At 70.0% G+C, this 12,752-nt stretch carries 8 protein-coding genes; 3 read left to right on the top strand and 5 right to left on the bottom strand.

Annotated features, from left to right (window positions below):
- Positions 1 to 73: 73 nt before the first annotated feature.
- From rny to recA, 3 genes are all read right to left on the bottom strand, one after another.
- Positions 74 to 1,690 (bottom strand): ribonuclease Y, encoded by a 1,617-nt coding sequence (gene rny, locus LDL49_RS09900; RefSeq protein WP_225290665.1) that lies wholly within the window; start codon positions 1,688 to 1,690, stop codon positions 74 to 76.
- A 999-nt stretch (positions 1,691 to 2,689) separates the two neighbouring features.
- The gene (recX, locus tag LDL49_RS09895; RefSeq protein WP_225290664.1) at positions 2,690 to 3,913 is read right to left on the bottom strand and encodes a recombination regulator RecX; all 1,224 of its coding nucleotides are present in this window, start codon (positions 3,911 to 3,913) and stop codon (positions 2,690 to 2,692) included.
- A 333-nt stretch (positions 3,914 to 4,246) separates the two neighbouring features.
- Complete coding sequence (gene recA, locus LDL49_RS09890) at positions 4,247 to 5,347, bottom strand: recombinase RecA (protein WP_225290663.1); 1,101 nt, start codon at positions 5,345 to 5,347, stop codon at positions 4,247 to 4,249.
- Positions 5,348 to 5,924: 577 nt separating this feature from the next.
- On the opposite strand from recA, the gene LDL49_RS09885 reads away from it, so the two are divergent.
- Positions 5,925 to 6,206, top strand: coding sequence for a hypothetical protein (locus LDL49_RS09885; RefSeq protein ID WP_225290662.1), 282 nt, complete (start codon positions 5,925 to 5,927; stop codon positions 6,204 to 6,206).
- 45 nt (positions 6,207 to 6,251) lie between these two features.
- Here LDL49_RS09885 and LDL49_RS09880 read toward each other — a convergent pair whose 3' ends face one another.
- Positions 6,252 to 6,446, bottom strand: coding sequence for a DUF3046 domain-containing protein (locus tag LDL49_RS09880; protein ID WP_225290661.1), 195 nt, complete (start codon positions 6,444 to 6,446; stop codon positions 6,252 to 6,254).
- 239 nt (positions 6,447 to 6,685) lie between these two features.
- Positions 6,686 to 7,174, bottom strand: a complete 489-nt coding sequence (locus tag LDL49_RS09875; RefSeq protein ID WP_225290660.1) for a VOC family protein — start codon at positions 7,172 to 7,174, stop codon at positions 6,686 to 6,688.
- Positions 7,175 to 7,257: 83 nt separating this feature from the next.
- Between LDL49_RS09875 and LDL49_RS09870 the strand changes: the two genes are divergently transcribed.
- Positions 7,258 to 11,970: an ATP-dependent helicase gene (locus tag LDL49_RS09870; RefSeq protein ID WP_372470352.1), complete on the top strand. Its 4,713-nt coding sequence runs from the start codon at positions 7,258 to 7,260 to the stop codon at positions 11,968 to 11,970.
- 79 nt (positions 11,971 to 12,049) lie between these two features.
- Complete coding sequence (locus LDL49_RS09865) at positions 12,050 to 12,739, top strand: GntR family transcriptional regulator (RefSeq protein WP_225290658.1); 690 nt, start codon at positions 12,050 to 12,052, stop codon at positions 12,737 to 12,739.
- Positions 12,740 to 12,752 lie beyond the last annotated feature (13 nt).

Raw genomic sequence — 12,752 nt, 5'->3', positions numbered from 1 at the left:
GCATGCCCCGGACAGTCCCCCGGACGGCGGGGGGGTCACCGTGCTCAGCCGTACAGAAAACGAAGCGCGATTGTCAGCGCGCGAACTCGGTCGCGCGCGACTCCCGGACGACGGTGATGCGGATCTGCCCCGGATAGGTCAGTTCCTCCTCGACCTGCTTGGCCACATCCCGCGCGATCACCTGTGCCTGGATGTCGTCGATCGCGTCCGGCTTCACCATCACCCGGATCTCCCGCCCCGCCTGCATGGCGAAGACCTTCTCCACCCCATCATACGACTGCGCGATCTCCTCCAGCCGCTCCAGCCGCTTGACGTACGCCTCCAGCGACTCCCGTCGCGCACCCGGGCGGCTGCCGCTGATCGCGTCGGCCGCCTGCGTGAGCACGGCCTCGACCGTGCGGACCTCGACCTCGTTGTGGTGCGCCTCGATGGCGTGCACCACGTCCTCCTGCTCGCCGTATCTGCGGGCGATCTCTGCCCCGATCAGCGCGTGGCTGCCCTCGACCTCGTGCGTCAGGGCCTTGCCGATGTCGTGCAGGAGGGCGCAGCGCTTCATCAGCGACTGGTCCATCTTGAGCTCGGCGGCCATGATTCCGGCAATGTGCGCGGACTCGATGAGGTGTTTGAGGACATTCTGTCCGTACGAGGTGCGGTAGCGGAGCTGGCCGAGCAGCAGTGTCAGCTCGGGGTGCATGTCCGTGATGCCCAGCTCGACCAGCGCGTCATCACCCGCCCGTGCGCACAGCTCCTGCACCTCAGCACGACTGCGCTCGTGCGCCTCCTCGATGCGCTGGGGGTGAATGCGGCCGTCGAGTACCAGTTTCTCCAGCGTGAGCCGGGCAGTTTCCCGGCGTACCGGGTCAAAACACGACAGCAACACCGCTTCCGGTGTGTCGTCGATGATCAGGTTCACGCCGGTCGTCGTCTCGAACGCCCGGATGTTACGCCCCTCACGGCCGATGATCCGGCCCTTCATCTCGTCGCCGGGCAGGTGCAGCACGCTCACCACGGACTCGGCCGTCTGCTCGGCCGCCATCCGCTGCACGGCCAGCGTCACGATCTTGGTCGCGCGCTTCTCGCCCTCCTTGCGCGCATCGCCCTCGATCTCCCTGATGATCAGCGCGGCCTCGCGCTTGGCCTGGTTCTCGATCTCGCGTACCAGCTCGCTCTTGGCCTGCTCACCGGTGAGCCCGGCGACGCGCTCGAGGATCACCCGCCGCTCGTTCTCGACCTGCAGCAGCTCCGCGCGCCTGTCGGCCAGCTCGACCTCGGTCTCGCCCAGCTTGCGATCACGTTCGGCCTGCCGCCTGGCCTCCTCATCGAGCCGCTGTTCGCGCTCGGCCAGCCGCCCTTCCCTGCGTTCGAGGTCGGCCCGGAGCTCCTTGAGCTCGGCCTTGAGGATCCGCCCCTCCTCCTCGACCTCGCGCCGCAACTGCGCCGCACTCTCGGCGGCGGCCGCCGACCTGCGCAGGATCTCCTCAGCGTCGGACTCGGCCTTGCCCCGGATCTCCCCGGCCTCTTCACGAGCCAGCTCAAGCTCCTCGTGTACGGCCTGCAACTGCTCGGGGCTCGGCTTGAGCACTCGCGAACCGCTGCCCGATGTGCGGCGGACGACGATGAGCAACGCGGCGATCATCCCGAACGCCAGCAGGAGCACCGCCACCGACAGCACCACGACAAGCGGCCCCATGTGCTCCCCGCCCTCCTCGCGTCGTCAAGACTCGTAACGCGCCCTCAAAACGGGAGGGGTCACATGCGCGGCGCTGATCGCCCAATCGGCATCTTCACCACGACCGATATCCAACCAAGACTGACCGGGCGTCGACTGGGGTAGCCGACACCTCGCCTGCCTCGATCCACCGAGCTCGTTCGTCCGTCAATCACCGGTATGGCAATCCGCACTGCGCGGAGTAACTCCTCACTGCCGTCGAGGTTATGCGTCGAACAAGTCACGAGCAAGCAAACGAGTCATCAAGCGTGTCTTACGGGCTTGCATCTCTTCATTCAGCCAGATTTCCCGCTTCTGCCCCGAAATGCCGCTCCCCACGCAACTACGCACGCCCTCCGACCAACCCCGAGCCCCACCAGAAAGAGGACCGCCCCGCTACCGGCAGGACCCAAACGCCCCACCCGAGAAGCCGAGGGCCCCCGAGAGACCGAGCACCCACCTTGAGAAGGCGAGCCTCACCCCGAGAGACCGAGCCCCACCCCGAGAGACCGAATACGCCACCCTGGACGGCTCATACCCCAGTGCCGATAGGACGCCAAGCTGGTTACCCCAAGAACCTGAGCGCCCCACCTCGACGAACCGCACCCCGAGACCCGCAGGAACCAAACATCCCGCTCCAAAAGGCCAGGCACCCCACCTCGGCCGACCAGCACCCCAATACCGCCAGAAACCAAGCTGGCCGCCCCCCAAGAATCTGGCCCCCACTCCAACAAAACCGCACCCGGATGCCCGCAGGAACCGAACAACCCGCCCCAGAGCCTGGATGCCACCTCGACGAACCGCACCCATGCGCCAAACCGAGGCTCGATATCGTGATCGAGGCTCGATATCCCGATGGAGGCTCCGTAGCCCGTACCGGAAGAGACCTAGCAGCCCGTACCGGAACAGGCTAGGCGCCCGTACCCGAACAGGCTAGGCGCCTGTACTGGAACAGGCCCGAGCATCCCCGCCCGACGGGGGTCAGGAGAAGTCGTCCTCGATCTCGACGCCCTCCGTCTCCAGTGCCTCGCGGATGACGCGGAAGGCCAGTCCTGGGGCGTACCCCTTTCTGGCCAGCATCCCGGCGAGGCGGCGAGTGCGGACCTGGGGGTCGAGGCCGCGGGTGGAGGACAGTTTGCGTTCGACGAGGCGGCGTGCCGTTTCCAGCTCCTGGTCGGGGTCGAGGCGGTCCACGGCCTCGTTGACGGTCTCGGAGTCGACGCCGCGGTGGCGAAGCTCTGCGGCCAGGGCGCGTTTGGCGAGCCCACGGCCGTGGTGGCGGGAGTCGACCCAGGCTTCGGCGAATGCCTCGTCGTTGATCAGCCCCAGCTCGGAGAAGCGGTCGAGGACCGTCTCTGCGGCTTCATCCGGTACGTCACGCTTACGGAGCGCCTCGGCCAGTTGGGCTCGCGTCTTGGGAGCCATTGTGAGCAGACGGAGGCAGATGGCCCGAGCCACCGACTCAGGGTCGGCGTTGGGAGCGGCACCGGCGGCCGACCCCTCGTCGGGCCCGTCGGGAAGCCATCCACCACGCCCCCGCGAACCCGCCGAACGTGCCCCTTTCCCACCCCGCCCACCTGACCGCCGCCCTCTACCGGAGCGCTTTTCCCCACGCCGGCCACTGCCATCAGGCTGACCGCTATCGGTGCCCTCGTAGGACAACGCCCCGTCCTGGGCCAGCGGCCCGTCCTGGGAGAACGGTCCGTCGCCTCGGGGAGAGGGGCTATCTGCAGTAGACGGTGAGTTGCCTGGGCCAGGCGGAGGCACGTCGTCGCCCCAGGGAGACGCACTGCCTGCGGTGGGCGGTGAGTGGCTCTGGGCGGGCGGCCAGACGGCTTCTTGGGGCGCGGTTGAGCGCCGCTCGTCGTTCTGCCCACTGCCCGCCTCACCGCCCGCCTCGTCACCCGAATCACCGGACGGCTCAGCGGTCGATGCTGCGCCCAGCTCGAAGCTCGGCTCGGCAGGTGCGTGAGTGGGCTGGACGGGTGGTGGGTCGGCCGGGGGACGGGGTCGTTGGCGCCATTCGCTGAGCGACGGCCACCCTGCCGACGGCTCCCCGCCGGACGGCTTTCCACTGGATAGTTCAGCGCCAGACAGCTTCCCGCCGAACGGTTCGCTACCGGGCAGCTTCCCACCAGGCGGCTTCCCACCGGATGGTTCGCCGGGCAGCCTCCCGCTAGACGGTTCGCCGCCGAATGGCTTCATTCCGAACGGTTCACTGTCGGCCAGCTTCCCGCCTGACGGTTCGCCGCCGGGCGGCCTCCCGCCAGCCGGTTCGCTACCGGTCAGCTTTGCGCTGGACGGTTTCCTCCTGGATGGTTTCCGGCCTCTAGGTGAGTCCTCCGAGGAGGGTTGGGAGGGCGAGGTGTCCTCCGGGGTTGACGGCCGCCGAGAGAGGTTGGCGCTGGAGTTGCGGCGGCGGCCGGGCGGTGGGGTGGGGAGGTCGGGCCAGGCGCCCCAGTCGTGGGAGTGGGGCGCCTGCGACAGGTCCTTGTCACTCATGCGATGACCGATCAGAGTCACTCATGCGGCGACCGATCAGACGTCACCGGGCTTCGGCGTGGCGGCGGCCTTGGCGCCGCGGCCCGAGGGAGCGGCGGCTGGGGCGGCCGGGGCCGCGGGGGCCTCGGCGGGGGCGTCCAAGCGGGGGCCGACGCCGAGCTTGTCCTTGATCTTCTTCTCGATCTCGTTGGACATGTCGGGGTGGTTCTTCAGGAAGTTGCGGGCATTCTCCTTGCCCTGGCCGAGCTGGTCGCCCTCGTAGGTGTACCAGGCGCCGGACTTGCGGACGAAGCCGTGCTCGACGCCCATGTCGATGAGGCCGCCCTCGCGGGAGACGCCCACGCCGTAGAGGATGTCGAAGTCGGCGACCCGGAAGGGCGGGGCCATCTTGTTCTTGACGACCTTGACCCGCGTACGGTTGCCGACCGCCTCCGTGCCGTCCTTGAGCGTCTCGATGCGGCGGATGTCGAGGCGGACCGAGGCGTAGAACTTGAGCGCCTTACCACCGGTCGTGGTCTCGGGCGAGCCGAACATGACGCCGATCTTCTCGCGGAGCTGGTTGATGAAGATGGCGGTGGTGCCGGTGTTGCTCAGCGCGCCGGCGACCTTGCGCAGGGCCTGGGACATCAGACGGGCCTGGAGGCCGACGTGGCTGTCGCCCATCTCGCCCTCGATCTCGGCCTTGGGGACCAGGGCGGCCACCGAGTCGATGACGATGATGTCGACGGCGCCCGACCTGATCAGCATGTCGGCGATCTCGAGCGCCTGCTCACCCGTGTCGGGCTGGGAGACGAGCAGGGCGTCGGTGTCGACGCCGAGCTTCTTGGCGTATTCGGGGTCAAGGGCGTGCTCGGCGTCGATGAACGCCGCGATGCCGCCCGCGCGCTGGGCGTTGGCCACCGCGTGCAGGGCGACCGTGGTCTTACCCGACGACTCCGGGCCGTAGATCTCGACGATCCTGCCACGCGGCAACCCGCCGATGCCCAGCGCGACGTCCAGGGAGATCGAACCCGTAGGGATCACCTCGATGGGGGCTCGGACGTCGTCGCCGAGGCGCATGACGGAGCCCTTGCCGAACTGCCTCTCGATCTGAGCGAGGGCGGTCTCGAGGGCCTTCTCGCGGTCGTTGATAGCCATGGGAACTCCCCCTGGAGGGTTGTGGTCCGATCAGTCGAGTGAAAGCTACGGCCTGCCACCGACAGTTTTGTGGAATCGTCGGGGGGAGGGCGTGGCCTGGCAGGTTCTATCGTAGCCGAACGGCTGTTCGATCACATCCGGAACACGCGGAACACTCAGTACGCGCGGTCCAAGGCCGTACGGTGCCAGGCCCTCCGGCCGTACGGTGCCAGGCCCTCCGGCCGTACGGTGCCAGACTGTCCGTTGTCCCGCTGTCCCGCTGCCCCGCTGTCCCGCCGTACGGCGCCAGGTCCTCCCGCCCTACGGCGCCAGACCGTCCCGCTGCCCCGCTGCCGAGCCGACACCAGGCGACGCCGGTGGACGCCCACGAGACCAACCGACGCCAGATGGCACCGGTCGACGCTTGCCCACACGACACCAGCTGTCGAAAGGGACGACCCAGCGTGGACAGCCGCACAACGCCCCGCCTGGTTTCACAGCGTTCCCACACACCCGACATTCATCAGCAAAACGCCTTACGTGTTGTCACGCACCGTGAGCTGGGGAGACTCTGGACCAGAGGCTTGGAGGCGGCGACGTGACGAGCAGCACGTACACCGGGGAACGACGCACCCATCTGGAAGCACTCGCCAAGTTGTTGCCCGGTCACGGGCTGGCGAGCCGCATGATCGGCGGTGAGGACCCGGTGCTGTGGGCGTGGCATCCCCGCACCGGCAAGCAGACGCTCGTTTTCGCCACCCCGGCCGGTCGTGGGTGGCAGTTCCTGTGGTCACCCGGCGGTCAGGGCACCGCCGACGACCTGCATCTGACGGCCCGCTCACTGAAAGTGAGCATGGAGGATGACGAGCAACGAGGTTAGCGAGCCAGGAGGTTAGCGAGCCAGGAGGTTAGCGGAGGCGGGAGGTTAGCGGAGGCGGGAGGAGACGTTCTCGACCTGGCAGACCGCGCGCCAGACGGTCTTGGCGCTCTCGCCGTCCGCCAGCGCCTGGTCGACCGTCCGCCCTTCGAGTGGGGCGAGCACATAGTCGCGGGCCCACGAGTCGGCGTACGACTCCCCGAAGTGGGCGCGCATCCGTCTCCAGAACTCGGTCAGCCGCATCACACAAGTATGGAACCGCCTGAAGGGTGGGTAGGACACCCCCATGGCAAAGACCCCCAAGTCCTCCCCGCCCAAGTCCGCCGAGTGCAAAGCCAACCGAAAGAAGCGCCGTCAGCTCCGGTTAACCCAGCGCTTAGCCGTACAGCAGGAGAAATCGGAAAGAGCCGAAAGGCACGCGGGCATCAGGCAGGAACCTCGGGCGGGCACACCGCGCACGCGTAGAGCGTCGCGACGGTAGATCACATCACGCGCGAGCCGTACATCTCACCCAGATGGTCGGCGAGCAGCTCCAGCCGGGCGCCGTCGGGGTCCTTGAAGTAGATGGAGGCGCCGCTCTCGATCTGGTGCGGCACGCCGGCCACCTCGAGCTTGCCGCGCAGCCGCTCCCAGGTGGCGGGGTCGACGGAGATCGCGATGTGGTGCAGCCCGCCGAGCACCTCCTGGTAGGGGCCGAGGTCGAGCCCCGGGAAGTCGAAGAAGGCGAGGAGGTTGCCGTTGCCGATGTCGAAGAAGAAGTGGTTGGAGCCCTTGAAGTCACGGTTCTCGAAAATCTCCGTCAAGGGGAACTCAAGGAGCTCCTGGTAGAACTTGACCGTCCGCTCCACGTCCGACGACAGCAGGGCGAAGTGGTGCAGGCCGCGCGCGCTACTGGATGGCCGGTGCGCTAAGAGGTAGCGCTCCCTGATGTCCTCGCGGCGGCTCTCAATGGCTGCGTAGTCGATGCCCACGCTCGCTCTATGTCCGCAGCGCCCCCGCCTCAATCGCGCACCGCCGCCACAATGAGTTTTCTGTCGGTGCGACGAGGCAGTATGTGCTGGTGAGCTCGCTGGAACATTTCTCCCACACCACCAGGCAGTGGTTCGCCGGAGCGTTCGAGGCGCCCACGAGCGCGCAGGAGGGCGCGTGGGAGTCCATCGCGCGCGGCGACAACACCCTCGTGGTGGCACCCACCGGGTCGGGCAAGACGCTGGCGGCCTTCCTGTGGTCCCTCGATCGCCTGGCCCCCGACCACCACCCCACCACGCCGACGGACCCGGCACAGGTCGACGCCGGTACGAGATCGAGGCCGAAGTCGGGGTCGAAGCAGGTCGAGGCGGGTCCCAAGCAGGTCAAGAGGCAGACCAAGGTCCTGTACGTGTCGCCGCTCAAGGCGCTGGCCGTCGACGTTGAGCGCAACCTGCGTGCCCCGCTGGCCGGGCTCAAGCAGACCGCGCGCCGGCTCGGTCTGCCGGTGCCGGAGATCTCGGTGGCGATCCGCTCCGGCGACACCCCGGCCGAGGACCGCAGGCGGTTCGCCGCCCACCCCTCCGACATCCTCATCACCACGCCGGAGTCGCTGTTCCTGCTGCTCACCAGCCAGGCGCGCGAGGCGTTGCGGGGCGTCGAGACGGTGATCGTCGACGAGGTGCACGCGGTGGCCGCCACCAAGCGCGGTGCCCACCTGGCGCTCAGCCTCGAGCGGCTCGACGCCCTGCTCCAACGGCCCGCGCAGCGGATCGGGCTGTCGGCGACCGTACGGCCGGTGAGCGAGGTCGCTGCCTTCCTCGGCGGGTCCCGCCCCGCGACGGTCGTGCAGCCGCCCTCCGACAAGGTCATCGAGGTCGAGGTGGTCGTCCCGGTCGAGGACATGACGGAGATGGAGGGCAGGCCGGGATCCACCGACGGCGAGCCGGGGTTCGGCGACGGCGGAGAGCCTGAGCCGTCCAGCCGATCGATCTGGCCGCATGTCGAAAACCACCTGTTCGAGCTGATCGAGGCGCATTCGTCGACGATCGTGTTCGCCAATTCCAGACGGCTGGCCGAACGCCTCTGCACCAGGCTCAACGAGCTCGCCTACGAGCGCGTACAGGGGCCCGAGGCCGTCGACCTGTCGATCTGGGAGACGCCGCTGCCGGGAGATCCGCCTCGGCGGGCGCCCGCCGACATGATGGCGCAGGCCGGGGCGAGCAAGGGCGTAGTCACCGAGATCGTCCGCGCGCACCACGGCTCGGTGTCCAAGGAGGAGCGGGCGCAGATCGAGGAGGCGCTCAAGTCGGGCCGGCTGCCCGCCGTGGTCGCGACGTCCAGCCTGGAGCTGGGCATCGACATGGGCGCCGTCGACCTGGTCGCGTGTGTGGAGGCGCCGCCGAGCGTGGCGAGCGGGCTCCAGCGCATCGGCCGGGCCGGTCACCAGGTGGGCGCGGTGTCCAAGGGAGTGATCTTCCCGAAATACCGCGGCGACCTGATCCAGACCGCCGTCGTGGCCGAACGCATGATGAGCGGCCAGATCGAGGAGCTGCGCTACCCGCGCAATCCACTCGACGTGCTGGCGCAGCAGATCGTGGCGATGACCGCTCTGGAGGAGTGGACGGTCGACGAGCTGGAGGCCGTGGTCAAGCGGGCCGCCCCCTACGCGACGCTGCCGCGCACCGCGCTGGAGGCCACGCTCGACATGCTGGCCGGCCGCTACCCGAGCGAGGAGTTCGCCGAGCTGCGGCCGCGGGTCGTCTGGGACCGGGTGACGGGTACGCTGCAGGGCCGTCCGGGCGCGCAACGACTGGCGGTGACCAACGGCGGCACGATCCCCGACCGAGGGCTGTTCGGCGTCTTCCTGGTGGGCGAGAAGGCGTCCAGGGTGGGCGAGCTCGACGAGGAGATGGTCTACGAGTCACGCGTCGGCGACGTGTTCGTCCTGGGCGCGACCTCGTGGCGGATCGAGGACATCACGGCCGACCGCGTGCTGGTCTCCCCCGCGCCCGGCCAGCCGGGCAAGTTGCCGTTCTGGCACGGCGACGCGCCGGGCAGGCCGGCCGAGCTGGGCAAGGCGATCGGCGCGTTCCTCCGCGAACACGCCGGAAACACCTCCAACGACCGCATGCGGGCGGCCGGACTCGACGAATACGCCGCCAACAATCTGCGCGCGTACCTCGACGAGCAGCGTGACGCCACCGGCTACGTACCCGACGACCGCACCCTCCTGGTCGAACGCTTCCACGACGAGCTCGGCGACTGGCGCGTCGTCATCCACTCCCCCTACGGCGCGCGGATCCACGCTCCGTGGGCCCTGGCGATCAACCGGCGGCTGCGCGAGCGCTACGGCCTCGACGTCCAGGCCGTGCACTCCGACGACGGCATCGTGCTGCGGATCCCCGACACGCTGGTCGAGCCGCCCACCGACGTGGCGGCGTTCGACGCCGAGGAGATCGAGCGGATCGTCACCGAGGAGCTGGGCGGCTCGGCGATGTTCGCCTCCCGGTTCAGGGAGTGCGCGGGCCGGGCCCTGCTGCTGCCGCGCCGCACGCCCGGCCGGCGCAGCCCGCTCTGGCAGCAGCGGCAGCGGGCCGCCCATCTGCTGGGGGTGGCCTCTCAATACGCGTCGTTCCCGATCGTGCTGGAGACGATGCGCGAGTGCCTCCAGGACGTGTTCGACGTGCCCGGGCTGGTGGCACTGATGCGCGACATCGCCGCGCGCCGGGTGCGGGTGGTGGAGGTGGAGACGTCGCAGGCGTCGCCGTTCGCCGCCTCGCTGCTGTTCCACTACATAGGCGCCTTCATGTACGAGGGCGACGCGCCGCTCGCCGAACGCCGGGCCCAGGCGCTGGCGCTGGACATGACCCTGCTGGCCGAGCTGCTCGGCGAGGCCGACCTGCGGGAGTTGCTCGACCCCGAGGTCATCTCCGACACCGAACGCGAGCTGGCCAGGCTCGACCGTCCGTTGCGCGACGCCGAGGACCTGGCCGACCTGCTGCGCTCGCACGGGCCGCTGCTCGTGCCCGACGTGAGCCTGCGCGGCGGCGATCCGGCCTGGCTGGCGGAGCTCGAACGAGCCCGCCGGGCGATCAAGGTGCGGATCGCGGGCGAGGAGCAGTGGGCGGCGATCGAGGACGCGGCCCGGCTGCGTGACGCGCTGGGCGCGCCGCTGCCGGTCGGGATCCCGCACGCGTTCCTGGAGCCGGTCGCCGATCCGCTGGCCGACCTCGTGGCCCGCCATGCCCGTACGCGCGGGCCCTTCCACGCCGGCACCGCCGCCGCCAGGTTCGGCCTCGGCGTGGCCGTGGTGACCGACGCCCTGCGCCGGCTGGCGGCGGCCGGGCGGGTGGTCAACGGCGAGTTCCGGCCGGGCGGCCGGGGCGAGGAGTGGTGCGACGCCGGTGTGCTGCGGATGCTGCGGCGCAGGTCTCTGGCGCGGCTGCGCAAAGAGATCGAACCAGTCCCGCCCGAGACGCTCGCGCTGTTCATGCCCGCCTGGCACGGCATCACCGGCTCGACGCCACGCGGCACCGACGGCAGCGGCGCGGCGCCACGCGGCGGCGCGGCCGGCGCGGCGCGGGCGATGGACGCGCTGATCCATAGCGTCGAGCAGCTCCAGGGAGCCACCGTGCCCGCGTCGGCGCTGGAGACGCTGGTTTTGCCGTCGCGCGTGCCCGGTTATCACCCGGCGCTGCTCGACGAGCTGACCTCGTCGGGCGAGGTGATGTGGGTGGGCCAGGGTTCGCTGCCCGGCGGCGACGGCTGGGTATCGCTCTACTTCGCCGACACCGCCCCCCTGCTGCTGCCCGAACCCGGCCAGATCACGATGACCCCGGTGCACGAGCAGGTGCTCGACGTGCTGGGCGGCGGCGGAGCGCTGTTCTTCCGGGGGATCTCCGACCAGCTCGGCTCGCTCGACGACGCGACACTGGTGTCGGCATTGTGGGATCTGGTGTGGTCGGGACGCGTGTCCGGTGACACGCTGGCGCCGCTGCGGGCCACGCTCGGGTCGGGCCGGCCCGCGCACCGGCCGGCCACCACGCGCCGGCGGCGGGCCGTGCTGCCGAGCAGGAGCGGGCCGCCCACGGTGGGCGGGCGCTGGTGGCTGCTTCCCGCACCCGCCGAGGACGCCACCCAGCGGGCGCAGGCCCAGGCCGAGGTGCTGCTCGAACGGCATGGGGTGGTGACGCGCGGGGCGGTGACCTCGGAGCGACTGCCGGGCGGGTTCACGCCGGTCTACCAGATGCTACGGGCCTACGAGGAGAGCGGGCGGTGCCGCCGGGGCTACTTCGTCGAAGGGCTGGGGGGTGCGCAGTTCGCGCTGCCGGGGGCGGTGGACCGGATGCGCGCCATGGCCCCGGGCGTCGCGCCGGCCGGTTCGGGCGATGCCGCGGGCGCGGGCACATTCGGGCAGGCCGCCGGCGGTGATCGGCGGGCGGTGGTCCTGGCCGCGGCTGATCCGGCCAACCCCTACGGGGCGGCGCTGTCGTGGCCGGCGCATCCCGGCGAGGTGGGGCACAAACCCGGCAGGAAGGCGGGCGCGCTGGTGGTGCTGGTGGACGGGTTCCTCGTGCTGTACGTGGAGCGGGGCGGCAAGACGCTGCTGTCGTTCGCTGACGACGAGCGGCTGCGGCCGGCCGTGGACGCGCTGGCGCTGGCCGTACGGGATGGGGCGCTCGGGAAGCTGACCGTCGAGCGGGCCGACGGCGCCTCGATCGGCGAGTCACCGCTGGCGGCGGCCCTGGAGGAAGCCGGCTTCCACCCGACACCACGAGGTCTACGCCTGCGCGCCTGACCGACCGAGAAGGCTGCGCGCCCTCCGGATTCCGCGACAGCACCGGAAACGGCCGTGACTTTGTATACGATTCCCTCAAATGACTGAGCTGACATTGGGCGGCGCCCACCTCCCGCTTCGCGACCAAGTGACCGCGGAGATCCGCCGACTCATCATCTCCGGCGAGCTCGCCCAGGGTGAACGCCTGGTCGAGGACCGGCTGGCCGCCCGGCTGGGCGTGTCGCGCAACCCGGTGCGCGAGTCGATCCGGGTGCTCGCCGCCGAGGGGTTCGTGCAGGTCATCCCCAGGATCGGCGCCACCGTGGCGCGGCTGTCGCCGGCCGAGGCCGAGGAGCTCTTCGACGTGCGGATGGCGATCGAGGGTCTGGCGGCCCGGCTGGCGGCGCGCAAGCGGACCCCGGAGACGGCCGCGCGGCTGCGACTGGTGCTCGGCTCGGCCAAAGAGGCGGTCGAGGAGGGCCGGCTCGAACGGGTGGCCGACCTCAACACCGCCTTCCACCTGGCTGTGGGTGAGGTGGCGGGCAACTCCTACCTCAATCTGATGATGGCGCCGATGCTGCTGCGGGCTCAGTGGGTGTTCCGGCAGACCGCGGCCGCGCGCGGACCCCACTCCTGGTCGGAGCACCTGAGCCTGTGCGAGGCCATCGCGGCGGGCGACGAGGACGAGGCCCAGGCCAGGGCGGTCGCGCACGTGGCCGCGGCCAGGCGGTCGTTTCTGGCCGCCGTACGCCCGGCGAAGGCCCAGCATGATGAGAAAACGGTCGGATAACAACATGCGGTGA

The sequence above is a fragment of the Nonomuraea aurantiaca genome (assembly GCF_020215705.1).
GTDB classification, from domain to species: Bacteria; Actinomycetota; Actinomycetes; order Streptosporangiales; family Streptosporangiaceae; genus Nonomuraea; species Nonomuraea aurantiaca.
This window is presented reverse-complemented; position numbering and strand designations above follow the sequence as displayed.